The sequence below is a fragment of the Microbacterium sp. SMR1 genome, assembly GCF_003289625.1.
GTDB classification, from domain to species: Bacteria; Actinomycetota; Actinomycetes; order Actinomycetales; family Microbacteriaceae; genus Microbacterium; species Microbacterium plantarum.
Window position 1 is genome coordinate 147556 of sequence record NZ_QMBN01000002.1, and the last position, 25851, is coordinate 173406.

20 protein-coding genes and 1 pseudogene are annotated in these 25851 nt (G+C 69.9%); 2 read left to right on the top strand and 19 right to left on the bottom strand.

The window, feature by feature from the left end:
* Window positions 1–100 precede the first annotated feature (100 nt).
* From DO944_RS05335 to DO944_RS05385, 11 genes are all read right to left on the bottom strand, one after another.
* Window positions 101–943, bottom strand: a complete 843-nt coding sequence (locus DO944_RS05335; RefSeq protein ID WP_112615425.1) for a CoA ester lyase — start codon at window positions 941–943, stop codon at window positions 101–103.
* A complete protein-coding gene (locus DO944_RS05340) occupies window positions 940–2127 on the bottom strand; it encodes a CaiB/BaiF CoA-transferase family protein (protein WP_181574155.1) in 1188 nt (395 codons plus the stop codon). Before DO944_RS05340 ends, DO944_RS05335 begins: the two co-directional genes overlap by 4 nt.
* Window positions 2124–4079, bottom strand: a complete 1956-nt coding sequence (locus DO944_RS05345; protein WP_112615427.1) for an SUMF1/EgtB/PvdO family nonheme iron enzyme — start codon at window positions 4077–4079, stop codon at window positions 2124–2126. Before DO944_RS05345 ends, DO944_RS05340 begins: the two co-directional genes overlap by 4 nt.
* Window positions 4076–5008, bottom strand: a complete 933-nt coding sequence (locus DO944_RS05350) for a ribokinase (protein WP_112615429.1) — start codon at window positions 5006–5008, stop codon at window positions 4076–4078. The genes DO944_RS05345 and DO944_RS05350 overlap by 4 nt, the downstream gene beginning before the upstream one ends.
* Window positions 5005–6372, bottom strand: coding sequence for an ADP-ribosylglycohydrolase family protein (locus DO944_RS05355; protein WP_112615431.1), 1368 nt, complete (start codon window positions 6370–6372; stop codon window positions 5005–5007). The genes DO944_RS05350 and DO944_RS05355 overlap by 4 nt, the downstream gene beginning before the upstream one ends.
* On the bottom strand, window positions 6369–7538 hold the full coding sequence (locus DO944_RS05360; RefSeq protein WP_112615433.1) for an ADP-ribosylglycohydrolase family protein: 1170 nt from the start codon (window positions 7536–7538) through the stop codon (window positions 6369–6371). The genes DO944_RS05355 and DO944_RS05360 overlap by 4 nt, the downstream gene beginning before the upstream one ends.
* A gap of 67 nt (window positions 7539–7605) precedes the next feature.
* Entirely contained in the window at window positions 7606–8895 is a 1290-nt protein-coding gene (locus DO944_RS05365) for an ABC transporter substrate-binding protein (RefSeq protein WP_112615435.1), read from the bottom strand.
* Window positions 8896–8938: 43 nt separating this feature from the next.
* Window positions 8939–9778: a carbohydrate ABC transporter permease gene (locus DO944_RS05370; protein WP_220118278.1), complete on the bottom strand. Its 840-nt coding sequence runs from the start codon at window positions 9776–9778 to the stop codon at window positions 8939–8941.
* Complete coding sequence (locus DO944_RS05375) at window positions 9775–10719, bottom strand: carbohydrate ABC transporter permease (RefSeq protein ID WP_112615437.1); 945 nt, start codon at window positions 10717–10719, stop codon at window positions 9775–9777. Before DO944_RS05375 ends, DO944_RS05370 begins: the two co-directional genes overlap by 4 nt.
* Window positions 10716–11765 (bottom strand): LacI family DNA-binding transcriptional regulator, encoded by a 1050-nt coding sequence (locus DO944_RS05380; protein ID WP_112615439.1) that lies wholly within the window; start codon window positions 11763–11765, stop codon window positions 10716–10718. The genes DO944_RS05375 and DO944_RS05380 overlap by 4 nt, the downstream gene beginning before the upstream one ends.
* Window positions 11766–11893: 128 nt before the next feature.
* A complete protein-coding gene (locus DO944_RS05385) occupies window positions 11894–12526 on the bottom strand; it encodes a TMEM175 family protein (RefSeq protein ID WP_112615441.1) in 633 nt (210 codons plus the stop codon).
* 84 nt (window positions 12527–12610) lie between these two features.
* Between DO944_RS05385 and DO944_RS05390 the strand changes: the two genes are divergently transcribed.
* Window positions 12611–13135, top strand: a complete 525-nt coding sequence (locus DO944_RS05390) for a putative immunity protein (protein ID WP_112615443.1) — start codon at window positions 12611–12613, stop codon at window positions 13133–13135.
* Between the two features lie 43 nt (window positions 13136–13178).
* Here DO944_RS05390 and DO944_RS05395 read toward each other — a convergent pair.
* Both DO944_RS05395 and DO944_RS05400 read right to left on the bottom strand, forming a co-directional pair.
* Window positions 13179–13559, bottom strand: a pseudogene (locus tag DO944_RS05395) (DUF779 domain-containing protein); the annotation flags it as partial.
* Between the two features lie 19 nt (window positions 13560–13578).
* Window positions 13579–15126: an aldehyde dehydrogenase family protein gene (locus DO944_RS05400; RefSeq protein WP_112615445.1), complete on the bottom strand. Its 1548-nt coding sequence runs from the start codon at window positions 15124–15126 to the stop codon at window positions 13579–13581.
* Window positions 15127–15318: 192 nt separating this feature from the next.
* Between DO944_RS05400 and DO944_RS05405 the strand changes: the two genes are divergently transcribed.
* Window positions 15319–19008 (top strand): family 43 glycosylhydrolase, encoded by a 3690-nt coding sequence (locus tag DO944_RS05405; protein ID WP_112615447.1) that lies wholly within the window; start codon window positions 15319–15321, stop codon window positions 19006–19008.
* Between the two features lie 68 nt (window positions 19009–19076).
* Here DO944_RS05405 and DO944_RS05410 read toward each other — a convergent pair whose 3' ends face one another.
* From DO944_RS05410 to DO944_RS05435, 6 genes are all read right to left on the bottom strand, one after another.
* Window positions 19077–19592 (bottom strand): DUF2231 domain-containing protein, encoded by a 516-nt coding sequence (locus DO944_RS05410; RefSeq protein WP_112615449.1) that lies wholly within the window; start codon window positions 19590–19592, stop codon window positions 19077–19079.
* A gap of 13 nt (window positions 19593–19605) precedes the next feature.
* Window positions 19606–20115: a DUF2231 domain-containing protein gene (locus DO944_RS05415; RefSeq protein WP_112615451.1), complete on the bottom strand. Its 510-nt coding sequence runs from the start codon at window positions 20113–20115 to the stop codon at window positions 19606–19608.
* Between the two features lie 85 nt (window positions 20116–20200).
* Entirely contained in the window at window positions 20201–22354 is a 2154-nt protein-coding gene (malQ, locus tag DO944_RS05420; RefSeq protein ID WP_112615453.1) for a 4-alpha-glucanotransferase, read from the bottom strand.
* 25 nt (window positions 22355–22379) lie between these two features.
* Window positions 22380–22916, bottom strand: a complete 537-nt coding sequence (locus DO944_RS05425; protein ID WP_181574156.1) for a putative glycolipid-binding domain-containing protein — start codon at window positions 22914–22916, stop codon at window positions 22380–22382.
* A 74-nt stretch (window positions 22917–22990) separates the two neighbouring features.
* A complete protein-coding gene (locus tag DO944_RS05430) occupies window positions 22991–24319 on the bottom strand; it encodes a GAF domain-containing protein (protein ID WP_112615457.1) in 1329 nt (442 codons plus the stop codon).
* Between the two features lie 79 nt (window positions 24320–24398).
* Window positions 24399–25832, bottom strand: a complete 1434-nt coding sequence (locus tag DO944_RS05435; protein ID WP_112615459.1) for a CCA tRNA nucleotidyltransferase — start codon at window positions 25830–25832, stop codon at window positions 24399–24401.
* Window positions 25833–25851: the final 19 nt, after the last annotated feature.

A 25851-nucleotide genomic window follows, 5' to 3' on the forward strand; every position in this document is an offset into this window, starting at 1 on the left:
CCACCGAGGTCCCACTTCGGCCGGGAATCCCGGCTCGATAACCGGCCCAACCGGGACCTCGCATGCGACGGATGCAGCGGGCCCGGCGGATGCAGCGGGGTCAGGGCGCGGCGGCGAGGATGCGCTCGGCGGCCTTGACCATCGCGATGTCGATGAAGGTGCCGTCATCGAGCACGAACGCGGCCGTCCCGTCCGCCGCCGCGGTGCGCACCCGCTCGACGATGCGCTGCGCTCGCTCGACCTCTTCCGGGCCGGGGGTGAAGGCCCGCCGGATCACCTCGATCTGCCGCGGATGAATGGCGGTGCGGCCTGCGTAGCCGAGCGCGCGCCCGGCCCGGCAGCTCTGCTCCAGGCCCTCGAGGTCGGCGACATCGGCCCAGACCGCCATGAGCGGAAGGGGCAGCCCGGCTGCAGCCGCCGCGTTCACGACCCGCGCGCGCGACCATGCGAGCCCGGGCTCTCCGGCACGCCCCGCGGGCACGCCGATCTCCGCGCGCAGGTCGGCCTCGCCCACCGCGATCGACGCGACCCCGGCCTGCGCGATCTCGAACGCGCGCTCGATCGCCAGCGCAGACTCGAGCAGGGCATGCACCTCGCGCCCGGGCGCGGCGGCGCTGACCGCCGCGACGTCATCCGCCGACTGCGTCTTGGGAAGCCGGATGCCGAAGGCGGCGGGCAGATCCGCGACAGCGGCGACATCCGCGTCGTGCGCGTCCGCCCCGCGCGCGTTCACCCGGACCTGCACCGCCGGTGCGGCAGCCCCTCGCGACGCCCGAACCGCGGCGAACTCGGCGAGCGCCGCCCGCGCCTGCGCCTTGCGCGAGAGTGCCACGGCGTCCTCGAGGTCGACGATGACGGCATCCGCTCCCGCATCCAGCGCCTTCTCGAAGCGCTCGGGGCGGTCGGCGGGCGCGTACAGCGCGACCAGGATCGGGCGGGTCATGCGACCGATCCCTCCGCACGCATGCGAGCGATGTCGTCGTCGGCGTAGCCGAGAGAGGCCAGCACCTCTGCGGTGTCGGCGCCGTGAGCCCGCCCGGTGAAGGCGATCGTCGACTCGTCGCGCGACATCCGGAACAGCGGTCCCTGCATCGCCATCTCGCCGAGATCGGGGTCGTGGATGCGGTGGACCGTGCCCAGCGCCTGGAACTGCGGGTCCGCGACGATGTCCGAGGGGTCGTACACCGGGGCGACCGCGGCCTGCGCGGCTTCGAACGCCTCGATCACCTCATCGCGCGTGCGCTGCGCGATCCAGCTGCCGACGGCCTCGTCGAGCTCGTCGGCGTGCTGCGCCCGGCTCGATCCGCTCGCGAACCACGGCTCGGCCGCGAGGTCGGGGCGGCCGACGAGGGCCATCACCCGCTCGGCGATCGACTGAGCGCTCGTCGACACGGCGACCCACGAACCCTCGGCCGTGCGATAGGTGTTGCGCGGCGCGTTGTTCGCCGATCGATTTCCGGTGCGGGGCTGCACGGTCGCGAGCTGATCCCAGCGCGTGATCTGCGGGCCGAGCATCGCGAGGATCGGCTCGATGATCGCGACATCCACCACCTGCCCGCGCCCGTCCCGCCCGCGGGCGTGCAGCGCAGTCATGACCGCGTAGGCGGTGGCGAGCGAGGCGATGCCATCGGCGAGGCCGAACGGGGGAAGGGTCGGTGGGCCGTCGGGCTCGCCCGTCGCGGCGGCGAACCCGCTCATCGCCTCGGCGAGCGTGCCGAAGCCGGGGCGACTGCGGTACGGACCGATCTGACCGAATCCGGTCACGCGGGCGAGAACGAGACCGGGGTTCTCCGCAGACAGCTCGTCGTACCCGAGTCCCCAGCGCTCGAGGGTTCCGGGGCGGAAGTTCTCGACGACGACATCCGCGGTACGGGCGAGGCGCAGGAACGCCTCGCGCCCGTCGGCGGTGTGCAGGTCGATCGCCACGGTCCGCTTGTTCCGGCCGAGCGTCTTCCACCACAGGTTCTGCCCGTCCTTGCTCGGACCGTGGCCGCGCGCGGGGTCGGGGCGGGTCGGGTGCTCGACCTTGACGACCTCGGCTCCCATGTCGCCGAGGTGCATCGCGGCCATGGGACCGGCGAACAGCGTCGAGGCGTCGATGACGCGCAGTCCGTCGAGCGGGGTCACGAGCGCTCCTCCCAGCAGACGCGGAATCCGGTCGAGGGCAACGCGTCCTGTCCGAGCCCCGGCAGCAGCAGTTTGGCCGCGAATTCCGGCGACCGTACACCGCCGTCGAAGTACCAGTCCGACCCCTCGCTGCGGTGGGCGCTGCCGCCCTTCAGCATCACGAACCGGGTGCGGCCGTCGGAGTGCTCCGACTCCGTCCAGTTCCACACCTCCGGCGCGCGTCGGCGGAACGACGGAAGGGATGCCGCGAGCTGCCACTCGTCTTCGGTGGGGAGCCGCCCGCCCACCCATGCGGCGTACTCCCGAGCCCGCGCGAAGGTCACATCGGTCGCCGGGCGCTCGGGGTCACGGGTATCCGCGTCTTCACCGATCGCGTCGAGGAACCGCGCGTATTCGGCCTCGGTCACCTCGGCCGCGCCGACGCGCACCGGATGCCGCACCTCGACGACGCGTTCGAGTGTGCGCTGGTCGTGCAGGCGAGGCGGCAGCGGCTTCCACTCGTCGACGTAGGGTGCGCCCTCGTACATCCCGGTCTCGCGGGCGCGGAAACGCACCGTCAGCGTGTGCGTTCCCGGTGCCACCGTGACGGTCGGTTCCTCCTCATCCGCCGCAGCGTCTCGCACGGGCCCGGTCCATGCCGGAGCGGTGAGGCGCCGCGCTCGGCGGTGCGGGAACGACACGTCCGTCACCGGCGGCTCATCGCGCAGCGCGGCTTTCACCTCGGCGACGACTGGCGGTACAGGGCTACCCGCGGCATCCCCGGTCAGCCGCACGACGGCGGCGACCCCACCGGCCGGCACCGTCACCGACGACACCTCATCGCCGGGCTCATGCAGCGGAACGTATCGACCGCCGGGCTCGAGCTCGAACTGGACATCGGACCCCGACGTGTTGACGAGGCACAGCAGGGTCACGCCGTCGAGTTCGAACGCCGACCCGAAGACCGGTGCATCGTGCACCGCGAGCGGCGTCCACTCCCCCTCGATGAGCCAGCGGTGCATGCCGCGCTGCACGGGCAGCATCCGCCGCAGGGTCGCGGCGTCGCGGTCGTTCCAGCCGACCCAGACGCCGAAGACGACCTCCCACACCATCACCCCGACGCCGTTGAGCCATGCCGAGCGCAGCTCTTCTGCGTGGTCGCGGTGCCACCGGCGGATGTGGTGCTGCATGTGTCGGCGCTCGAACCACCGGGCGCGCAGCACGCCGGGCACCTCCGAGTCGGCGAACCACTGGGCCCACGACAGGGTGTGGTCGGCGATGCGCTCGGTCGCGAGCTTCGACTCGCCCTCGAGTCCGATGCCCGGGCGTGCGGCATCCAGGGCCGCGACGAGATCGGGATCGGCCTTCCGCAGCGTGTCGAGGAAGACGCCGTCTGCCCCGAGGCGCCGCACCGTGGCGGCCAGCTCGGTGGCGTCGTCTGCCGAGCGTCGCGTGCCGACATCCCACGGGTTGTAGTCGACGAACACGGCGACACCGGCGGCGCGCAGAGCCTCGGCGGCTTCGACGAGCCCCGGAACCGCGTAGAAGTCCCACTGGTTGCGGCCGTCGATGCCGATGACGGGGTAGGCGTGCCACAGCACGATCCCGTCGAGACCGCCGAACCGGCGCTGCGCGTCGGCGAGGAAGCGTTCCGGCGTGAAGCGCTGCTCGTCGAAGTCGAAGAACAGCTCGTCCCAGAGCCATACCTGGGCGACGGTGAAGCACCGGCTCGCCCACGCGGACTCGGCCTGTTCGTAGCGGGTCGGCACGCCGTGCCGTTCGCGAGCGCCTTCGCGCCACACCGTCAGCTGGGCACGCCACGCACCGAGGTCGGCCGGATCCGTCGGCGCGACGAAGATCTTCGCGTCATCGAGCACCGTCGCTGCCTCGCCCGAGCGCACGTCGGCGTCGAGCGGCACCGGCGTCGGGCGATCGATCTCGCGCGGGACCAGGGGATCGAATCCACCGCTCACGGTCGGTTCTCCTTCCGGAAGGCGGCGACCTCATCGCTCGTGGGCACCGCGTCCTGCGCACCGGGGCGCGTGACGGCAAGAGCGGATGCCGCAGCACCGGCGCGCGCGGCATCCGCGAGCAGATCGAGACCGACGGCGTCGGGGCGGCGTCCGGAGGCGGCGAGCGCCGCGGCCAGCACACCGCAGAAGGTATCGCCAGCGCCCGTCGTGTCGACCGGCGTCACGACATGGGCGGGCACCGCGGTGCGCTCGTCACCGCAGACGACCAGGCATCCGCGAGACCCGAGTGTGACGACGAGTCCGCGCACCGTACGGGCGAGCTCGGCGACGGCCTCGTCGAGGTCTTCGACGCCCGCCGCTTCGAGTGCCTCGTGCTCGTTCACGATCAGCACGTCGGTCGCCGCGAGCAGCGCGTCGCGGGCGGAGGCGAAGGGTGCGGACGGCGCCGCGTTCAGCACGTGCCACGCGCCCTCACCCCGGGCCGCGGCGGCGTCGCGCACCAGGGCCACGGGGATCTCGAGCTGAGTGAGCAGAACCGACGCCGATGCGACCACCGCCCGCTGCGCGTCGGTGAGGGAGTCGCGCGCGGCATTGGCCCCGGCGGCGACGACGATCGCGTTCTCACCCGACGCGTCGACCGAGATGAGCGCTGTTCCGGTCACCTCGTCGACCTGCACCACACCCGAGACGTCGATGCCGTCGGCCTCGAGCGCCGCGCGCAACGCCGCGCCCGCGGCATCCGTTCCCACCGCGCCCACGAAGGCGACCTCCGCTCCCCCGGCACGCCGGGCGGCAACGGCCTGATTGGCCCCCTTCCCCCCGCCGGTGCGGACGAGCGACGACGCGAGCAGCGTCTCGCCGGGAGCGGGGATGCGGGCGACCCGGGCGACGACGTCCTGGTTGATGCTGCCGACGACGACGACGCTCACGAGCTTCCCTCCGCGAGGGCGACCGTCCGCTCGGCGAGCTCGCGGATCGACCGCTGCGGACCGCCGGGCATCGAGGTCGCGATGCTGTCGTTCAGGGGCGCGGTCCACGCGGGCCCGATGCCGTCGGCACCGACGAGGCCGCCGACCACCGAGCCGACCGTGGCACCGACCGAGTCGGTGTCCCAGCCACCGGCGACGGCGAGCGCGACGGCGGCGCCGTAGTCGCGACCGTGGGCCTGCAGCGCGCACGCGGTGAGCGCGGCGTTGTTCAGCGTGTGCACCCAGTGCATCCCGGCGAACTCAGCGTGCAGGGCGTCGAGCGCACCCGCCGTCGTGAGCTCGCCCGCGGCAAGCGCCCGACCGGTCTCACGGCCGAACCGCACGGCCGCGGCCAGGCGGGATGCGGGCGGCACGACGGTGTCGGCGGCATCCAGCACGGCATCCATCGAGTCGGCGACGAGGGATGCCGCGCAGAGGGCGGCCGCCCACATGGCGCCGTACAGGCCGTTGCGGGTGTGGCTGAGCCGCGCGTCGATCCACGCCGAGTGCGCCGCGGCCCGGACATCGCCGGGGTGCGCCCACCCGTGCACGTCGGCGCGGATGAGGGCACCGATCCACTCGCGGAACGGGTTGCGGTGGGTCGCGGTCTCGGGCACCGGCCGCGCGTCGAGGATGTTGCGGTACGCGGCGCGTTCCGCGGTGAACACCCGACCCGCCGGCAGGGCCGCGAGCCAGGCCTCGGCGACGTGGTCGGTCGTCAGATCGAAGCCGTGCTGTTCGAGCAGATCGAGGGCGAGGATCGGGAAGTTCAGGTCGTCGTCCTCCGGCATCCCCGCGATGTTCTCCACGAGCGAGGTCGGCGCGGACCGGCGGTTCCACGGCCAGCGCTCGGCCACGTCCGTGGGCAGACCGCGCGCGGTGAAGTAGCCGCGGATCGGCCAGTTTCCGGTGGCGCGGGCGATCTGCTCGATGCCTTCGCGCGGGATCTTCTCGACCGGCTTGCCGAGCAGGCACCCGGCCGACCGCCCCAGCCACGCGCCGTGCACGCGGTCGAACGCTGCGTCGCCGACGCTCGGCTCGGGCTGTGCGGGAAGCAGCGCCGCGATCGCATCCCACTCGTCGGGCTCGTCCGCGCTCGGGCGCTGCAGCCCCTGCAGCCGATCGAGCACGCGACGCGCCTCCGCGCGCAGTTCGGGCGAAGCCGGCGTCGCGCTGGCCCCGGAAGGCGCGAGGATGGTCGCTCCGCCTGCCTCGCCCCACGCCCGTTCGATCGCCGACAGTTCGTCGTCGGGCACCCCCTGCTCGCGCAGGGCGACGAGCTCGGCGGGGACGAGGTCTTCGGGCTGAGCCCAGGTCAGTCTCACGCCCCGGCCCCCACCGACAGCAGCGACGACAGCGATTCCGCGCGGGCGGCGGCGCGCTCGGCATCGGCGCGGGCGACGTCGCGCACGACCTCGACCATCGTCGTGACGACGCCATCGAGGTCGAGGCGGCTCGCGGTCACGACCTCGTGGAGCCACTCCTCGGGAACGGCGGCGCTGCCGCGGAGGCCACCGCAGATCGCGCCGGCCATCGTGGCGATCGAGTCGGCGTCGCGGCCGTAGTTCACCGCATCCAGGACGGCAGCACGCAGGTCGCCGTCGTGAGCGACGACGAAGCCGAGCGCGACGGGAAGCTCTTCGATGGCCTTCGTCCGCGAGGGAAGACGCGCGTCCATGGCCGGCGACCGGTATGCCTCGCCCACGGTGTCGAAGGGCCGCACCGCTTCGCGGACGACGCGACCGAGCTCGCGCGGATCGTCCGACCCGCCAGCGGCACGGAAGGCATCGACGGCCTCGAACACGGCGCGGATGGCGGCGGCGGTGCCGTCGTGCGCGACATCCAGCACCGCACGTCGAACGTCGTCGACCGTCGCTCCGGGAGTGGCGGATGCCGCGACCGCGGCGGCGAACACGCCGGCGGCCTCGCGACCGTACGACCACTGGTGGGCACCGGCGATGTCGATGGCTTCGGCATAGGCGCCGCGCGGGTCGCCGATGTGCACGAGGCCGACGGGCGCCATGTACATCGTCGCGCCGCAGTTGACGACGTTTCCGACGCCCGCCTCACGAGGGTCGGCGTGGCCGTAGTGCAGCTTCATGACGAGCCACTTCTCGGCGAGGAAGACGCGCTGCAGGATGAGCGCTTCGTCTTCGAGCTCGGGGATCCAGCGGCGCTCGCCCATCATGAGGGGCACGAGATCGCTCGCGACGTCGTAGGCGTCGAGGTGCCGGCGCTGCTTGGCGTACACCTCGATGAGCGCGTGGGTCATGAGGGTGTCGTCCGTGACGTGACCGTCGCCCTTGTGGTACGGCGCGATGGGGCGAGCCGTGCGCCAGTCGGGCAGGAAAGGACCGACGATCCCCTCGACACGTCCGCCGTGGCGCTCCTCGATCTGCTCGGGGGTCCAGCCCTCCGTCGCACCGCCGAGCGCATCGCCCACGGCGGCTCCCGCCAGTACTGCTGCCACCCGATCGTGCAACACGTCCATTACGTCCCTCTCTTCGTTCGAGCGTGTGAGGCGGGGGCGGATCGGATCGACCCGCCCCCGCGGATCGTCATCCGGCGACGTCGGCCCAGCCGTCGCTGAGCTGCGCGGCGAGCTGGTCGCGGTCGATCTGGTTCGCCAGGTACTGCTGGAACGCCGGCGTCGCGATCGTGTCCTTCCACTCGGTGTACTTCGACACCTTCAGGAACGGCGGACCTTCCAGGCCCTCGCCCGACGCGAGCACCTGCTTCCACGCGGCGTCGTCGCCGGCGAGCTCGGCAACCTGCGTGCGGGCGGCACCCGACGAGGGGATGAGCGCGTCGGCGTAGGCGATCTTCGCGAGGTTCTCGCCGTCCATGAAGAAGTTCAGGAACTCCGCCGACTCCTCCACGTGCTCCGAGTCGATGTTCACCGAGTACGTCTGCGGGTTCGCGGCCTGAATGGCGCCAGCCGATCCTTCGAGCGGCGGAAGCGCGACCCAGTTGAGGCCCTCGGGAGCATCCGCGGCGATGTTCGTCGCCTGGAACGAGCCCTGCACCGTCAGCGCGACCTTGCCGCCATAGAACGACGGGAGCACGTCCGAGCCCGACTGCGTGAGCGAGGTCGGGTCGATCGACCGGTCGGTGTAGGCCATCTCGTGGATGCGCTCGGGCACGGCGAGCTCGTCGTCGCCCACCTCGATCGTCACGTCGTCGCCCTCGCCGTCGAAGTAGCCGCCGTCGAAGCCCATCGACAGGCTCATCATCGTCGCGGTGGGCGAACCGAGACCCCAGCCGAGGCCGTAGTGGTCTGCCGTGGTCGTCGCTCTCGCGATCTCCTGGAGCTGATCCCACGTCATCGTGTCGCCCGTGGGCACCTCGACGCCGGCCTCGGCCAGCAGATCGGCGTTCGCGAACGCCATGTACGACTGCAGGGTCGAGGGGTACGCGACGATCTGCCCGTCGTGGGTCACCGACTCCCAGATGCCGTCGGAGATGTCCGACTTCAGCTCGGGGTCGATGAGGTCGGTCAGGTCGGCGAGGTAGCCGTCGGCCGCGAACGACACGATCGAGCTCGCCTCGAAGTGGATGATGTCGGGCGCGGTGCCGCCCGAGAACTGGGTGATCAGCTTGTCGTAGGTGCCATCCCACCCGGCCTGGATGATCTTGACCTGGACGTCGTCGTGCTCGGCGTTCCAAGCGTCGACGATCTCGCTGATGGCTGCCTGGGTCGCGGGCTGGTCCGACAGCGACTGGAACTGGAGGGTGACGACGTCGCCGTCTCCCCCGCTGCTGTTCGCGCTGCCCTGCTGACATCCTGCAAGCGTGATGGCTGCGATGCCCACGAATGCGACGGCGCCGATGCCGCGGATTCTTCTCATGGTGTGGCCTTTCTGGTTTTCGGGTTTCGTCGTCACGGGGAGGTCAGCCCTTGACGGCACCGGCGAGCATGCCGCCGGTGAGCTTCTTCTGCAGGATCCCGAAGATGATGAGCGACGGGATCGTGGCGAGGATGGCGCCGGCGGCCAGCGGCCCCAGCTGGGTCTGCCCCTCGGCGCCGAGGAACGAGCGCAACGCGATGGGCAGCGTGTACAGCTCCGGGCTCTGGATGAGCACGAGCGCGAGGAAGAACTCGTTCCAGGCCGAGACGAAGGTGAACATCGCCGTGGCGACCAGGCCCGGCACCAGCAGCGGCAGGATCACGGTGCGGAGGATGGTGAACCGGCCGGCACCGTCCATCTCGGCGGCTTCCTCGAGCTCCGGCGGGATCGCCGCGACGTAGCCCTGCAGCATCCAGAGCGTGAACGGCATCGTGAAGGTGACGTAGACGAGGATGAGGCCGAACAGGGTGTCGTTCAGCTGCAGGCTCCGCAGCACGAGGAACAGCGGGATGATGATGAGGATCGTCGGGAACACCTGGCTGACGAGAATCCACACCGTGCCGGCCGCGCGCAGCCGGCCCTTCAACCGGGCGAGGGCGTAGGCCATCGGCATCGACAGCAGCACCGCGACGATCATCGTGACGATCGAGACGAGCACCGAGTTGCCGGCCGCGGTGATCAGATTCTGCCGCTCGAGTGCGGCGATGTAGTTGCCGAAGTCCCACTGCTGCGGGATGAGGTTCACAGCGAGCGAGTTGAGCTCTCGGGTCGACTTGAACGACGCCGACAGCAGCCAGAGCAGCGGAAAGCCCAGGAAGATCAGGTATCCCGCGAGCGCCAGGTACATCAGGACGGTCGCGTACAGGGGGCGCTTGGTGGTCACTTGCGGGCCCCCTTGTTCTGCCGGAACTGGTTGATCAGGTACAGCGAAAGGATCACCAGGATCGCCACGACGAGGACGTTGCCCATCGCCGACGCGTACCCGATCTCGCGGTTGCGGAACGCCTCGAGGTAGGTGAACAGCGGCGGGATCATCGTGCGGCCGCCCGGGCCGCCCTCGGTCAGCACGTAGATGAGGCCGAACGAGTTGAACTGCCAGATGAAGTCGAGCGCGGTGACCGCGATGATCACGGGCCGCAGGGCGGGCAGCGTGACGTGCCAGAACCGGCGGGCGGCTCCCGCGCCATCGACGGCCGCGGCCTCGTGCTGCTCGGGGGCGATCGACTGCATGCCCGCGAGAAGCAGAACGGTCGTCTGCGGGATGCCGGCCCAGACGCCGACGACGATCACGGCCGGGAGGGCGGTCGAGAAGTCGCCGAGCCAGTTCACACCCGGGATGCCGAGCCAGCCGAGCACGCCGTTGAGCGGGCCCGAGTTGGGGTTGTAGATCATGCGCCAGACGATCGCGATGACCACCGGCGGCATCGCCCAGGGGATGAGTGCGAGAACGCGGGTCAGGCCCTTCAGCCGCAGGTTGCTGTTGAGCAGCAGAGCAAGGCCCATCGCGCTCACCAGGGTGAGGAGGGCGACCGACCCCGCCCAGACGATGCCGATCCCGAACGACTGCCAGAACCGGCGATCACCGGCGAGCTCGATGAAGTTGTCGAGCCCGATGAACGAGATCTCGGCGTTGCGCGCGAGGGTGGCATCCGTGAATCCGAGGAGCACTCCGCTGACGAGCGGGATGACCGAGAAGATGATGATCGGCAGGAGCGCGGGGGCGACGAGGGCGATCGCCTCTTTGCGCTGAGCGCGGGCGCGCGGCCCGATCTGCCGGACGCGGGGTGGGCGCGAGGACGTCTTCGTCTCTGCGAGCGTGGTCATCCGTGTGCCTTCTCTTCGTCGATGGGCTCGGGGCGGCGGAGGGCCGCGGGGACGGATGCCGACGTCGAGCCGCGCACGACCAGCGCGGGCGGAACCGTGACCGTACGGGCCGGCCGCGTGTCGTCGGCGATCCGTGCGAGGAGCATCTCGGCGGCGGCGCGACCGCGCTCCTTCGCTCCGAGGTCGACGCTCGTGAGCCCGGGGCGGACGACCTCGGCGAGCTCGGTGTTGTCGAGGCCGGTGACGGCGAGATCGGCCGGGACCCGCAGACCGAGGTCTTCGGCGGCACGCAAGACACCGACGCCGATCAGGTCGTTCGCCGCGACCACCGCCGCCGGCCGGTCGGACCGCTCGAGAAGCGGGAGCGCCGCGTCGTAGCCCGCGGCGATCGTGAAGTCGGCGGCGTCGACGTGCCGCGTCCGCAGGTCGTCGTACTGGCCCACCGCCGCGATGAAACCGTCGCGTCGCATGACACCGGGGGTGGTGTCGGTCGGGCCGTTGATGAACGCGATGTCGCGGCGCCCCTCGTCGACGAGGTGGTCGACGACGAGCCGCATCGCCGTCGGAGAGTCGGCGCGCACGGTGTCGAAGTCGGCCGAAGCGGGCAGCCGACCGAGGACGACGAACGGGATCGGAGCCGCGGCGAGCGCGGTGAGCAGCTCGTCGGTGACGCGCAGCGGCGACAGGATCAGCCCGTCGACGTAGCCCCGACCGAGGTCGCGGACGACATCCACCGAAGACGACGACGTACCGGTCGACGACAGCAGCAGGCGGTATCCGGAAGCCGAGACCACCTGTTCGACCGCGGCCATCATCTCGACGTAGACCGGGTTGCCGATGTCGGCGACGGCGAAGCCCAGCTGCAACGTGCGGCCCCGCTTGAGCGATTGCGCCGTGGCATCGGCCACGTAGCCGAGTTCACGTGCAGCATCCCGTACCTTCGCCGCCGTCTCCGGACTCGCGACGAGTCCGTTCAGAGCTCGCGACGCACTCGCGACGGAGACGCCGGCGCGGGCGGCGACCTGCGTGATCGTGACGCGGACCATGGCTCTCCCTCGAGCGGTTGTAAACGTTTCCAACGCTGGACGTTGTAAACGTTCTCACCCCGAACCCTCCCCTGTCAACCCCAGTTCCGCTTCGCCCGTTCACCTCGCGCCGCGACCGGAAGGCCGGGTCAGCGCAGAATGCGGGCCGTCAGCTTCTGAACCGTGCCGGTGAGGAACATCACGAACAGACCGAGGTAGCCGACGGCCGGGAAGACGAGCGCGATCGTGAGCGCAAGCAGGAACAGCACGATCATCGAGAGGTCGATCGACATCCCCAGGCGCAGATCATCCCGCGATGCGCGGTGCAGATCGGGATGCCGCGCCAGATAGACCCGCGTGACGAGCAGGATCGCGCTCGTGACGACGAGCGTGCCGATGTAGAGCACCTTCTGCAGCGCATCGTCGGCGACCTGGCCGGTGAGCGCGGTGACCACCGGCATCCAGACGATCGTGAGCATCCACGCGACCGTGATCCACATGAGCCCCGGGGTGATGCGCTGTACCGACACGAAGAGCCGGTGGTGCAGCATCCAGAACATCGCGATGAGCACGAAGCTGATGAGGAAGCTCTGCAGCTGATCTCGCTGATCGACGAGCCACTCCCACGTCGTGTGGTCGTGCCCCGCGCTCTCGCCGACGCTCTCCATGAGGGGCAGGATCAGCAACGTCATCGCGATCGCGACGACCGCATCGACGAACGCCTTCGTGCGCTCGGCGCTGAGTCCCCGGATGCCGGGCTCCGGCGCGACGTCATCGCTCATGCCGAGGATGCTAGCGCCCGGGTTCCGTGGTTCAGCGATCCCTGGTCGTCGAGAGCACCTACGGCCACGCGAAACAATGGGCGCATGGGAGCGGGAGACTTCGAACTGACGATGGGTGAGCTACGGGCGGTCGTCCGATTCGCCTCCGATTGCGCACAGGATCTGCTTCCCGAGTTCGAAGCGGTCAACCCCCAGGATTCACGGCCGCGCGAAGCGATCCGTGCGGCGCGCATGTTCACGGATGGCGCGCCACGGTCGAACCTGCAACGAACGGCCGCGTTCGCCTCGCATCGCGCAGCCAAGGACGCCTCCGAGGAGACCGCCCGACTTGCGGCGCTCGCATGCGGCGACGCTGCCGCGGCCGCCTACCTTCACCCGATCGCCAAGGCCTCGCAAGTCGGTCACATCCTCCGCGCGGCCGCATGCGTCGCGCTGGTCACCGAGTTGAGAACAGGAACTGCGGACGGCGCCACGGTTCGCGGTCTCGCCCATCGGGCGAATCCGCCCCTGCCCGAGATACTTCGTCGGTATCCGGTCGCGTCTCCGGGCACCTCCCGGATCTCGCAGCTCATGATTGATCTGGACTCGGCGATCCGAGCGCGGGACTAGTCCGGGGTGCCGCAACGATGTCATCAACTGCGGTGACCGGCACCAGCGCGAACGCGGCCAGCTCGGCGTCGTCGAGCATGCGCGACCGGATGATGAACCGCATCCCGGTCGGTCCTTCCACGCTGAAGCCGGCGCCGCGACCGGGCACGGCGTCGATCGTGATGTGGGTGTACTTCCAGTACTCGAACTGCGCGAGCGAGATGAATACCTCGATCGGGTCGTCGAGGCTGACGTGGAGATCCCCGAGCTTCACATCGGCGGGGCCGGTCAGGAACATCCCGACGGGGTAGCACATGGGGGCGGAGCCGTCGCAGCATCCGCCCGACTGGTGGAACATCAACGGCCCGTGCTGGGCGGTGAGGTCGCGCAGCAGGGCCGCGGCGGCGTCGGTCACCGCGACCCTGCTGTACGTGTCGTTCGACATGGTGATGAGTAGATGCGGCTCAGAAGAAGCCCATCGCGCCTTCCGCGTACGACACGAGGAGGTTCTTCGTCTGCTGGTAGTGGTCGAGCATCTTGAGGTGGTTCTCGCGACCGATGCCCGACTGCTTGTATCCGCCGAAAGCGGCGTGCGCGGGGTACTGGTGATACGTGTTCGTCCACACGCGCCCGGCCTCGATCGCACGGCCGGCACGGTAGGCGGTGTCACCCGAGCGGCTCCAGACGCCGGCACCGAGTCCGTACAGGGTGTCGTTCGCGATGCCGATGGCGTCGTCGAAGTCGTCGAAGCTCGTCACCGAGACGACCGGCCCGAAGATCTCCTCCTGGAAGATGCGCATGTCGTTCGTGCCCTCGAAGACCGTCGGGGCGACGTAGTATCCGCCGCTCAGCTCGCCGCCGAGGTCGACCCGCTCGCCGCCGGCGAGCAGCTTCGCTCCCCCGGCCTTGCCGATGTCGATGTACGACAGGATCTTCTCGAGCTGGTCGTTCGATGCCTGCGCACCGATCATCGTCGCCGGATCGAGCGGGTTGCCCTGGACGATCTTGCCGACGCGGTCGAGGCCGTCGCCGAGGAACGAGTCGTACACCGACCGCTGGATGAGCGCCCGCGACGGGCACGTGCACACCTCGCCCTGGTTGAGGGCGAAGAACGTGAAGCCCTCGAGGGCCTTGTCGTAGTAGTCGTCGCGCTCGCGCGCGACATCCTCGAAGAACACGTTGGCGCTCTTGCCACCCAGCTCGAGCGTGACGGGGATGAGGTTCTGCGAGGCGTACTGCATGATTAGGCGCCCCGTCGTCGTCTCGCCCGTGAACGCGACCTTGCGGATGCGGCGGTGCTGCGCGAGCGGCGCGCCCGCCTCGATACCGAATCCGTTGACGATGTTCACGACGCCGGCGGGCAGCAGGTCGCCGATCAGCTCGAACAGGAACAGGATCGACGCGGGTGTCTGCTCGGCGGGCTTCAGCACGACGCAGTTGCCGGCCGCGAGCGCGGGCGCGAGCTTCCACGTCGCCATGAGGATCGGGAAGTTCCACGGGATGATCTGCCCGACGACACCGAGCGGCTCGTGGAAGTGGTACGCGACGGTGTCTTCGTCGATCTGGCTGAGCGAGCCCTCTTGGGCGCGCAGGACGCCGGCGAAGTAGCGGAAGTGGTCGATCGCGAGCGGGATGTCCGCGGCGAGCGTCTCGCGCACGGGCTTGCCGTTCTCCCACGTCTCGGCCACCGCGATCTTCTCGAGGTGCTGTTCCATGCGGTCGGCGATTCTGTTGAGGATCACAGCGCGCTCGGCCGGCGTGGTCTTCTTCCACGACGCGAACGCCTGCCAGGCGACGTCGACGGCGCGGTCGATGTCTTCGACGGTGCCTCGACCCACCTCGCAGAACGGCTTTCCGGTGACGGGCGTGATGTTCTCGAAGTACTGCCCCTTGACGGGTTCGACGAACTCGCCGCCGATGTAGTGCCCGTAGCGGGCGCGGTACTCTGCAACGGCTCCGCGCTGACCGGGAGCGGCGTAGACGCTCGAGACGCCCTCTTCGACGATGGTCATGTCATCTCCTCGACTCCCCGCAGCGCCGATGCTGCGGTGGTGCCGGGCACGCTACGCCGCGCTACGTTGCAACGCGTTGCACGGCTCGGCGGGGAGGATGCCGCGCACTAGCGCTACGCGAATTGTGAGCGCTAACATTTGAGCGTCGTCAGTGCTGACGGCCATGCAACGTCGCATACGAGAGGTTCCCCCGTGCCCGCATCCGCTCGCCCGGCGCCCTGGCGCCGGCACCATCCCTGGACGCTCGCCGTCTCGATCGTCGCCGCACTCGTCGCCGCGCCGCTCATCGTCCCCGCCGCAGCTCAGGCAGCTGGCCCACTCCAGCATTCCGGGCAGGTCGCGCTCGTCGACACCCCCGACGATCAGGCCGCACAGGTGGCTCTCGACGCGCTCACCGTCACGAACATCGATGACGTGCGCGGCAACCTCACGCTGCCGACGACCTCGCAGGGACTCGACGTGTCGTGGTCGTCCGCCGACACCAGCGTCATCACCGCTGACGGCCTGGTCACCCGGCCGGCTGAAGACACCACCGTCGCGCTGACGGCATCCGTCACGAAGGGCGCGACGACGCTCACCCGCTCCTTCCCGGCCGTTGTGCGCAAGGCCGCGAACATCGGAGCCTTCGAGGGCTACACGTTCGCCTACTTCACGGGAAACTCCGTCGCGGGCGAGAACATCTACTTCGCCGCCAGCAACGGCAACGACGCGCTGTCGTGGACCGAGCTCAACGGCGGCCAGCCGACGCTCACCTCGACGCAGGGCGAGAGGGGTCTGCGCGACCCGTTCCTCATCCGCTCCCCCGAGGGCGACACGTTCTACCTCATCGCCACCGACCTCTCCATCGGCCGCAACGGCGACTGGGGTCGGGCGCAGACGCAGGGCTCGAAGTACCTCGAGGTGTGGGAGTCGCACGACCTCGTCACCTGGAGCGAGCAGCGCCACGTCCGCGTCGCCCCCGACAACGCGGGCAACACGTGGGCGCCCGAGGCGTACTACGACGAGGCGCTCGGCGAGTACGTGGTGTTCTGGGCGTCGTCGCTCTTCGGCGAGGACGACCCGAACCACACGGGCAGCTTCTACCAGACCATGATGTACGCGACGACGCGCGACTTCACGACGTTCAGCGAGCCGAAGGTCTGGCAGGACTTCGGAGCATCGCGCATCGATTCCACGGTCCTCAAGGACAACGGCACCTACTACCGATTCACGAAGGATGAAGCCAGCACGACCGGATGCCGCGACATCATCCAGGAGTCCTCGACCAGCCTGACCGCCGTCGACGACCGAAGCGTTCCCAGCTGGAACGCAGCCGACCCCGCCTGGAAGCTGATCGACAGCTGCATCGGTCGCGATGCCGGACTCGGCGCCGTCGAAGGACCCACCATCTTCGCGGCGAACCCCGGCGACACCTCCGGGTCGAACTACTACCTCTTCGTCGACGAATACGGCGGACGCGGCTACATCCCCCTGGGAACCGACGACCTCGACGCGCCGGACTGGCAGGTGCCCGCGAGCTACCGCCTGCCCGCGAGCCCGCGCCATGGCACAGTGATGCCGGTGACCGCGGCCGAACTCGAAGCGCTGCGCGCCAACCTGCCGCAGCCTCTCGCGGCGAACGAGAAGGGCGAGCTGCTGCGCTACGACTTCACGGATGCCGCGGGCGCGGTGCTTCACGACCGTTCCGGCGCCGGGCGTGACGCCCAGGTACGCGGCGGTGCGACGTTCACCGACGGCGCGCTCACCTTCGACGGCACCGACGACTACGTCGACCTGCCCGACAACGTCCTCGTCGGCGTCGACGACATCACGGTCGAGGCCGAGCTGCGGATCGACCCGGCCCAGCGCACCCCGTACTTCCTCTACGGTTTCGGCAACACCGGCGCTGACGGTGCCGGCAACGGCTACCTGTTCTCGACGGGCGACCAATACCGCGCGGCACTGACCACCGGCAACTGGAGCGGCGAGCAGAACGTCACCTCGGGTGCGGCGCTTCCCCGCGACCGCTGGGTGCACCTCACCTACACGCTGAGCGGAAACACCGCACGCCTGTACCTCGACGGTCAGCAGGTCGCCGAGAACACGAACGTGGCGGTGCGCCCCGGTGACATCGGCGGCGGCAGCACGCTGGCGAACTACCTGGGCAAGTCGGTCTACAACGCCGACAACCTGTTCCGCGGTCAGATGCGCGAGTTCGCGCTGTACAACCGCGCGTTGAGTCCCGGAGAGATCGTGCAGAACTCCGGCAACGCCGGCGCACTCGGGGCCGTCAGCCTGCAGGATGCCGATGCACTCAAAGTCGCGCCGATCGTCGACACCGACGCCCGCACGGTCCTGTTCCCGGTGATGCGCGGCACGGATCTGACGCAGTTGCGCCCGGTCTTCACGACGGCATCCGACACCACCGCCACGCCCGCGTCGGGCACGGTCCGCGACCTGAGCAAGCCCGCCACCGTCACCCTCACGACCCCCGGACAGCCCGACGCCGTCTGGACGCTCGAGGCTGTGGAGATGAAGAGCCCGGTGCTGCCGGGGCTGTACGCCGATCCGAACATCGCCGTGTTCGGTGACACCTATTACATCTACGCGACCACCGACGGCACCCCCGGCTGGGGCGGCAACACGTTCTACGTCTGGACGTCGAAGAACCTGATCGACTGGACGCGGTCGGACGAGCCCATCCTGACGCTGGACGGCGCGAACGGAAATGTTCCGTGGGCCACCGGCAACGCGTGGGCTCCGACGATCATCGAGAAGGGCGGGAAGTACTACTTCTACTTCAGCGGGCATGAGCCGAACGCGAACCGCAAGATGATCGGCGTCGCCGTCGCCGACAGTCCCGAAGGACCGTTCACCGCACAGGCGGAGCCGATGATCACCAACGACGAGGCCGTCAACAGCGGTCAGGCGATCGACCCGGCGGCGTTCACCGACCCCGAGACCGGGAAGTCGTACCTCTTCTGGGGCAACGGACGACCCGTCTACGGCGAGCTGTCCGACGACATGCTGAGCGTCGAGAACGGGACGATCACACCGATCGACGGACTGGTCGACTTCCGTGAGGGACTCTTCCTGAACTACCGCGACGGGACGTACCACCTGACGTACTCGATCGACGACACCGGTTCGGAGAACTACCGCGTCGGTTACGCGACGTCGACCAGCATCGACGGACCGTGGACCTACCGGGGCCTCCTGTTGCAGAAGGACCCGTCGCAGGGGATCCTCGGCACTGGTCACAGCTCGATCATCAACGTCCCCGGCACGGACGAGTGGTACATCGCGTACCACCGGTTCGCCATCCCCGGCGGCAACGGCACCAACCGCGAGACGACGATCGATCGGCTCGAGATCGGAGAGGACGGGCTGTTCCAGACCGTCACGCCGACGCTCGCGAGCGTCGACCCGCGCGAGGTGCCCGGCACGACCGAGCCCAACCCGACGGAGCCTAACCCGACCGAGCCGAACCCGACCGAGCCCGGCACCGCGGCCCCGGTCGTGTCGGTCTCGGCCACGGCGGTCGAGCGCGGACAGGCCGTGCGGGTGACGGTCACCGGTCTCGAGGCCCGCGAGCAGGTCATCGCCGAGCTGCGGAGCGACCCGATCCGGGTGTCGGGCATCCCGGCCGCCGATGCGAACGGGCGCGTCGCGTTCGACGTCCGCATCCCTGCCGATCTGGCCACGGGCGGGCACACGATCGTGGTCTTCGGTGCCGACGGTCAGGTGATCGGCAGTGCGGCGATCACCGTGGTCGCCTCCGGGCAGCTCGCCGTCACCGGCGCTCAGGCGCCGCTCGGTGGCGCGCTGCTGGCTGCGCTCCTGCTCGTCGCGGGAGGCGTGCTGTGGTCGGTTCGGCCCGCACGCCGGGCAAGCGCCGCCTGACACCGGCGCCCACCGACGCCAACGGGCGGCGGCCTTCTCCAGAAGGTCGCCGCCCGTTTCTATCGCGCTCAGTGCCGGTTGCGTCGCGTGACGAATCCCTCGGCCTGCTTCGATTCGTGGGCCACCCGGACGCCGTAGCGATAGGCGAGCTTGCCCCCGAGCCATCCCGACGCACTGAGGGTCAGCAGGCTCACGGCGCTGAAGATGACGCCCGCGATGGGGACGTCGTCGGTCGACGTCCGCAGGAAGAGCTGGAACAGGTACGCGCCGCACACCACGAAGTTCAGCCCCATGTGGATCGTGGCGGTGCTCGACGAGCGCGTCCGATCGGGGATGCGGAGGTAGTCGAAGATGCCCAGCACGATAGCCACGACGCTGCCGACCAGCCCGATCCCGATCAGGACGCGCGAACCCACGGCATACGGCGTCGGGTCGGCGACGATCAGGCCGATGATGTCGAAGACGAAACTCGCGATCCACGCCCCGATCGGGATCGTGACGGCGATCGGGTGGAACGGGTGTCCGTAGGGGCCGGCGAGGGGGTTCGCGGGCCGCTTGTCGGGACGGGTGTCCAGGTCGGTCATGATCTCTCCTCGGTCAGGGCAGCGGTTCCAGGCCCTCGGCCTGGGTCGTCTCGGTCGCGACGCGGACGCCGTAGGTGTGGGCGAGCTTCCCGCCCAGCCAGCCCGACACCGAAAGAAGGGCGAGTCCGCCGAAACTCGCGATCATCGCCAGGGTCGGCACGGTCTCCTCGTCGACGCGAAGCGCGAGGCTTCCTGCGAACACCGCCATCGCGATGAGGTTGAGGATCATGTGGGTCAGCCCCGTCGCCCGCGCAGGGGTGCCCTTCGGGATGCTGCTCCAGTCGATCAGCCCCAGCACCGACGCGACGACGGCGCCCAGAAGACCGATCGCGATGAGGATGCGGGCGCCGAGGGCGAAGACGGCGGCATCCGGACTCATGACGGCGATGACGTCGAAGACGGATGCCGACACCCAGGCGCCGATCGGCAGGATGATCGCGATCGCGTGGAATGGGTGCCCGTAGGGCCCCGCGATCAGCGACCGCGGATACTTCGCACGCGTCAGGGGTGCGGTGTCGACCATGGCGTCTCCTCTCGTCCGACGCCCCGACCGTACGGGTTCCCCGGGGTACGACACGTACCGGGTTGACAAGCCCGGCGCGCGACCTCTACGGGCGGCCGCGCAGGGCCCGCTCGACAGCATCCAGCAGCGAGCGGTACCTCGGTGACGAGGCGAGATCATCGAGCAGCACGGCTCTGCCGTCGGCATCCGCCAGCGGAACCTGCCAGTTCGGGTACTCGTCGTCGGTGCCGGGCTGATTCTGCACGCGCTTCTCGCCGACGGCATCGACGAGCGAGACGCCCAGCAAGCGCGATGGCGATGCGGCGAGGAAGACGTGCAGAGCCTCGACGACCTCCTGCTGGCTCGCGCCGTCGGAGATCAGCCCGCGAGAGCGCAGCTCCGCCAGCATCCGGTCGCGCTCGCGCTCGAAATCGGCGAGCTCGTCGTCGACCGACCTAGTCAGCAGGCCGAGCCGGGCGCGCAGGGCGACGTGCTCGCCGTCGAGGTAGCCGGCCGTCGGCGGCAGGTCGTGCGTGTTGACCGTCGCGAGCAGGTCGGTACGGTAACGCTCGGGAGGCAGCGGTCCCCCGTCGTCGTCGCTCTCGAACCACAGGACCGAGGTGCCGAGGATGCCGCGCTCGGCGAGATAATCGCGCACCCACGGCTCCACGAGGCCGAGGTCTTCGCCGATGATCACCGCACCGGCTCGCTGGGCTTCGAGAGCCAGCACGCCGATCATGGCCTCGTGGTCATAGCGAACGTACGTGCCTTCGCCCGGCCCGAGCCCCTCTGGAATCCACCACAAGCGGAAGAATCCGAGGATGTGATCGATCCGCAGGGCGCCCGCGTGCCGCAGCAGCGACCGGAGCATGTCACGCAGCGGCGCGTAGGCATGCTCGGCGAGGGCACGCGGCAGCCACGGTGGCTGATTCCAGTTCTGGCCCTGCTGGTTGTACATGTCGGGAGGTGCGCCCACTACGACGCCCGGCGCGTACAGATCACGGAGCGACCACGCGTCCGACCCGGTCGTCGAGACGCCGACAGCGAGGTCGTGCATGATGCCGATCCGCATTCCGGCTGCAGCGGCCGCAGCAGCCGCGTCGCCGAGTTGCTCGTCTACGACCCACTGCAGCCACACGTGGAACTCGACGCGCTCCGCCAGCCGTTCCCTCAGCGCACTCACCGAGGGGTCGTCGATTGCGATTCCGTCCGGGAGCCGGTCGCCCGTTTCCGCTTCGTGCTCGCGCAGCGCGCACCACAGGGCGAAGTCGGCGAGTGCCGACCCCTCCCGCCGCGCGAAGGCGTCACGCCGCGCGCGTCGGGCGGGAGAGAGCTCGACGTCATGAACGAGCGCGAGCGCCTCTCGTTTCGCGCTCCAGACCGCATCCCGATCGATGCGCTCCGCGTCCGTGTTGGCGGCGGCTGCGTCCCGCTGCAGCCGGTGGAAGCGATCGAGACCGGACTCGGAGAGGTATGCCGCTTCCGGAATGAGTTCCGGGCGGACGTACAGCGGCGCGAGGAATCGACGCGACGACGGCAGGTAGGGCGACGGCTCGACAGGCGTCGTGACCTCCGCGGCGTGCACCGGGTTGATCAGCAGATAGTCGGCGCCCGACTCCCCCGCGATCGCAGCGAGGTCGGCGAGATCGGCGAAATCGCCCATCCCCCACGATCGCCGCGATCGCACCGAGTACAGCTGCGCCATGAGTCCCCACGAGCGCTGGCCCGGTTCGGCGGGTGGCGGTGTGAGGCGTTCCGGCGTGACGATCAGCGCCCCACTGTCGTGCACATCGCCTTCCCCGCCGTACTGGCGCACCTGGACCGTGTGCCATCCCAGCGGGACATCGTCGGGCACCGGCACGCGCACCCGCCAGCGCGTCCGGCCGTCGACCGTGCGCGCGACCGGCTGCTGCGCGGGTATCGAAAGGGGACGCACCGAGCCGTCTTCCAGCACGATGGCCACCTCGACGTCATTGCCGTCGGCGACATGCAGCTCGATCGTCCCACCACCCCGGCGCACGACGGTCGAGGCGGGTACGAGCCGCAGCCAGGGTTCGGCTATCGACTCGGCGAGCGCCTGCTCGGCTGCCGCGTCGTCATCCGCGACCACACCCATGGCCGCCAGCACCGCACGGAGGGTGGTCGCGGGCACATCGACATGCTCGCCCGAGAAGGACGAGTATTCGGTGGCTATGCCGTATGCCCTGGCGAGCGAGACGAGAGCCGGCGTCGGGGCGTCGTCGGGGGTCGCATCGGTCATCGTCTTCTCCTCATCGCCACGTCGGTCACGATCCCGTCACCCGCTCGAAGACTCCCGGGTAGCTCAGGACGAAGCCGTCATCATCGACGGTGAGCGTGCGCCGGAAGTCGCGATCCCGCGACTCGAAGCAGTAAGCGCGCGGCCCGACGCGCGTGTAGCGCTGGCGCCCCAGAGCGACATCCAGCGACGGCACCTGCACCCACGCAACCTCGACGTCGGCTCGGCCGCCCACGGCGAGCCCCAGCCGTCGGATCGGAAGAGCGTTGGTGGCCGGCGTGGCCGTGATGTCGACGTCGGTCGCACCGGCGAGATCGGGGCGCTCCTCACCGTCGACCGACCACACGCCGTCCACGAGTTCGACGTGAAGCGTCCGCCCGCCCGACTCGATCGCCGCGTGATGGAACAGGCCGTGCTCGTCGATTCGCACCGCGTAACGACAGGGTCCGTCTCCGCCATCGACTTCTCCGACGATGCGGATGCCGTCATCGGAATACTCCGCGGTACACCGGTCGAGCGTCTCGACGGATCCGATGCTCGTCCATGAGATTCGTGTCGTCCTCATCGGTCGCCTCCTCCGATGTTTCACGTGCAACATCGTCCGGCCATCCTCCCAGCGGCCGCGCCACGACGAAACGGTCAGTCGGCGGGGTTGCCGAGGGAGGTCAGTCGTGCGACGATGCCCGCCCGTTTCGGCGACCGTGCCGGAAGCAGCTGCAGGCAGAGACGCAGGACATCGACGTCGTCCGCGCCATCGTCTGTGTCGGCGTACTCCAGCAGCACGTCCACCGACGCCTCCGCCAGAAGAGCCTCACGCAGTGAGGCGCGAAGCCGATCGCGAACCTCCTCCGTCCCGGGAGCGCTCGAGTCCGGCAGGACCGGGCCCGCGTACGCCGCGAGGGCGACGCGGTGAGCGCCGCGGTCGAGCAGGGACGCCACCTGTTGCGCGTCGGTCTCGAGCTCGGCCGGAAGACGGTAGGGCCGCGACAACGGCACGAGGTGCGGGGCGGCCTGCTCGAGCACCCGCCGCAGCCGAACCATCTCGGGTCGAAGAGTATCGGTCGCGTCGGGACCGTAGACGAGCTCGGCGAGTCGCTCCGCCGAAAGCCCCTGACGGTAGGTGGCGAGCATCAGCAGGATGTCGGCGTGCCGAGCCGACACCTCGACGATCCGCTCTCCGGAGGCATCAGTGGTCTCCAGGAGAGCGCGATCGCGACCGAGCACGCGTAGGGTCGAGGCGGTCGGTGCTGCGGCACCCCGTCGACGTTGCCGGGCGAAGCCGCGTGGCGCGTCGGCCCGGGAACGCAGTCGCGCCACCAGGAGTTCACTCTCGATCGCCCGCGCCGTCGCGTCGACGAGGAGTCGCGCCTGCGGCGTGGCCGCCTCCGCCCGACCGGTCACGTCGATGACGCCGATAAGTCGGCGGGTCTCGGGGTCGTGCACCGGTGCAGCCGTGCATGACCAGGGCTGCACGAGGCGGTTGAAGTGCTCCGCCCCGCGGATCTGCACCGATCGGTCGAGCTGAAGGGCCGTCCCGGGCGCCGAGGTGCCGACGGCGGATTCCGACCAGTTCGCCCCCGCCACGAAGCCCATGTCGCCGGTAAGGGTCCGCACGCTGGTGTCGCCTTCGACCCACAGCAGACGGCCGGCGGCATCCCCCACGGCGACGACCACTCCGGAATCAGTGCTCGGCACGAGCAGCGCACGGACCATGTCCATGACCCCGGCGAGCGGGTGGGCGCTACGGTATGCGGCCAGCGCTCGTTCGTCGAACTCGAGCGGTGGCAGTGCCTCCGCACGAACGAGGTTCGCCATCGAACGGCGCCACGATTCGCGGACGAGCGACCGGACGTCGTTCAGTCGACGCTCGGCGTCAGCCCCGGCCAGCAGCTCGTCGCGCGCGCGCTCGATCAGCAGACGGGACGACTCGGGAGCGACATCCCATTTCGCGGACCACGACGAGGACACGGACGACTCCGATCGGCGGTGAAGGAGCGCCCTCAGCCTAAGCCGGACGAACCCGTCGCGGTAGGGCTGACCGCGGTCTTCAGCCGTCCGAGCGTGCGGCCCACCACTCGCGCAGACGCTGCTCCGCGGCATCCTCGCCGATCATCCCCTCGTCGAGGCGGATGTCGAGGAGGAACCGGTACGCCTCACCCACCTCGCGCCCCGGACGGATCCCGAGGATCTCCTGGATGCGGTTGCCGTCGAGCTCCGGGCGCATGGCGCCGAGCTCCTCGGCCGCGGCCAGCTCGTCGATGCGGCGCTCGATGTCGTCGTACGCCGACTTCAGGCGGGCGGCCTTCCGCTTGTTCCGCGTCGTGACATCGGCGCGCGTGAGGATGTGGAGTCGCTCCAGCTCGTCGCCCGCGTCACGGACGTACCGCCGCACGGCTGAGTCGGTCCACGCGCCCTCGGAGTACCCGAAGAAGCGCAGGTGCAGTTCGACCAGACGGCTCACCGACGAGATCGTGTCGGAGTCGAAGCGGAGGGCCTGCAGGCGCTTGCGTGCCATGCGTGCGCCCTTGAGGTCGTGGTGGTGAAAGCTCACTCCCCCACCGGGCTCGAGCTTGCGCGTCGCGGGCTTGCCGATGTCGTGGAGGAGCGCCGCGAGGCGCAGCACCACGTCGGGCTCCGCGCCGGGATGCTGTTCATGCTCGAGCTCGATCGCCTGGCGCAGCACCGTCAGCGAGTGCTCGTAGACGTCCTTGTGGTGATGGTGCTCGTCGATCTCGAGGCGCAGCGCCGGCACCTCGGGCAGCACGAGCTGCATGAGGCCGGTGTCGACGAGCAGCCGGATGCCGCGCGCGGGGTCGTCGGTGCGGAGCAGCTTCACCAGCTCGCCCTGCACCCGCTCGGGGCTCACGATAGAGAGCGTCTCGCGCAGCTCGGTCATCGCCTGCTCGGTGGCGGGATCGAGCGAGAAGCCGAGCTGGGAGGCGAAGCGCGCGGCGCGCAGCATCCGGAGCGGGTCGTCGCCGAAGCTCACGGCGGGATCACTCGGCGTGCGCAGCGTCGTAGCGACGAGGTCCTCGACTCCGCCCGTCGGGTCGACCAGGGATGGTCCCGGAACGCGCAGGGCCATCGCATTGACGGTGAAATCGCGGCGCGCGAGATCTTGCTCGAGGGTGTCGCCGAACTCCACCGTGGGCTTCCGGGTCAGCCCGTCGTAGCTGTCGGCGCGGTAGGTCGTGATCTCGATCTGCTCACCGCGCACCTTCGCGCCGATCGTTCCGAAGGCGCGTCCGATGTCCCACGTCGCGGTGGCGAGAGGCTCGACGACCCGAAGGATGTCGTCGGGTCGGGCGTTCGTGGTGAAGTCGAGATCGTTGGTCGCGCGTCCCAGCAGCGCATCACGCACGGGCCCCCCGACGATGGCCAGCTCGAATCCCGCGCGCTCGAACGCGTCGGCGAGCGCCGAGACGACGGGAGACGCTGCCAGGGCACCCAGGCGCGCGACACCCTCGGCCATGTTCAGCATGCCTCCGAGCCTATCGGCC

What these genes read in the sequence shown, in the direction of transcription:
- DO944_RS05335 (WP_112615425.1), bottom strand. Translation starts at nt 943, where the DNA reads ATGACCCGCCCGATCCTGGTCGCGCTGTACGCGCCCGCCGACCGCCCC.
- DO944_RS05360 (WP_112615433.1), bottom strand. Translation starts at nt 7,538, where the DNA reads ATGGACGTGTTGCACGATCGGGTGGCAGCAGTACTGGCGGGAGCCGCC.
- DO944_RS05365 (WP_112615435.1), bottom strand. Translation starts at nt 8,895, where the DNA reads ATGAGAAGAATCCGCGGCATCGGCGCCGTCGCATTCGTGGGCATCGCA.
- DO944_RS05375 (WP_112615437.1), bottom strand. Translation starts at nt 10,719, where the DNA reads ATGACCACGCTCGCAGAGACGAAGACGTCCTCGCGCCCACCCCGCGTC.
- DO944_RS05380 (WP_112615439.1), bottom strand. Translation starts at nt 11,765, where the DNA reads ATGGTCCGCGTCACGATCACGCAGGTCGCCGCCCGCGCCGGCGTCTCC.
- DO944_RS05385 (WP_112615441.1), bottom strand. Translation starts at nt 12,526, where the DNA reads ATGAGCGATGACGTCGCGCCGGAGCCCGGCATCCGGGGACTCAGCGCC.
- DO944_RS05390 (WP_112615443.1), top strand. Translation starts at nt 12,611, where the DNA reads ATGGGAGCGGGAGACTTCGAACTGACGATGGGTGAGCTACGGGCGGTC.
- DO944_RS05400 (WP_112615445.1), bottom strand. Translation starts at nt 15,126, where the DNA reads ATGACCATCGTCGAAGAGGGCGTCTCGAGCGTCTACGCCGCTCCCGGT.
- DO944_RS05410 (WP_112615449.1), bottom strand. Translation starts at nt 19,592, where the DNA reads ATGACCGACCTGGACACCCGTCCCGACAAGCGGCCCGCGAACCCCCTC.
- DO944_RS05415 (WP_112615451.1), bottom strand. Translation starts at nt 20,115, where the DNA reads ATGGTCGACACCGCACCCCTGACGCGTGCGAAGTATCCGCGGTCGCTG.
- malQ (WP_112615453.1), bottom strand. Translation starts at nt 22,354, where the DNA reads ATGACCGATGCGACCCCCGACGACGCCCCGACGCCGGCTCTCGTCTCG.
- DO944_RS05425 (WP_181574156.1), bottom strand. Translation starts at nt 22,916, where the DNA reads ATGAGGACGACACGAATCTCATGGACGAGCATCGGATCCGTCGAGACG.
- DO944_RS05435 (WP_112615459.1), bottom strand. Translation starts at nt 25,832, where the DNA reads ATGCTGAACATGGCCGAGGGTGTCGCGCGCCTGGGTGCCCTGGCAGCG.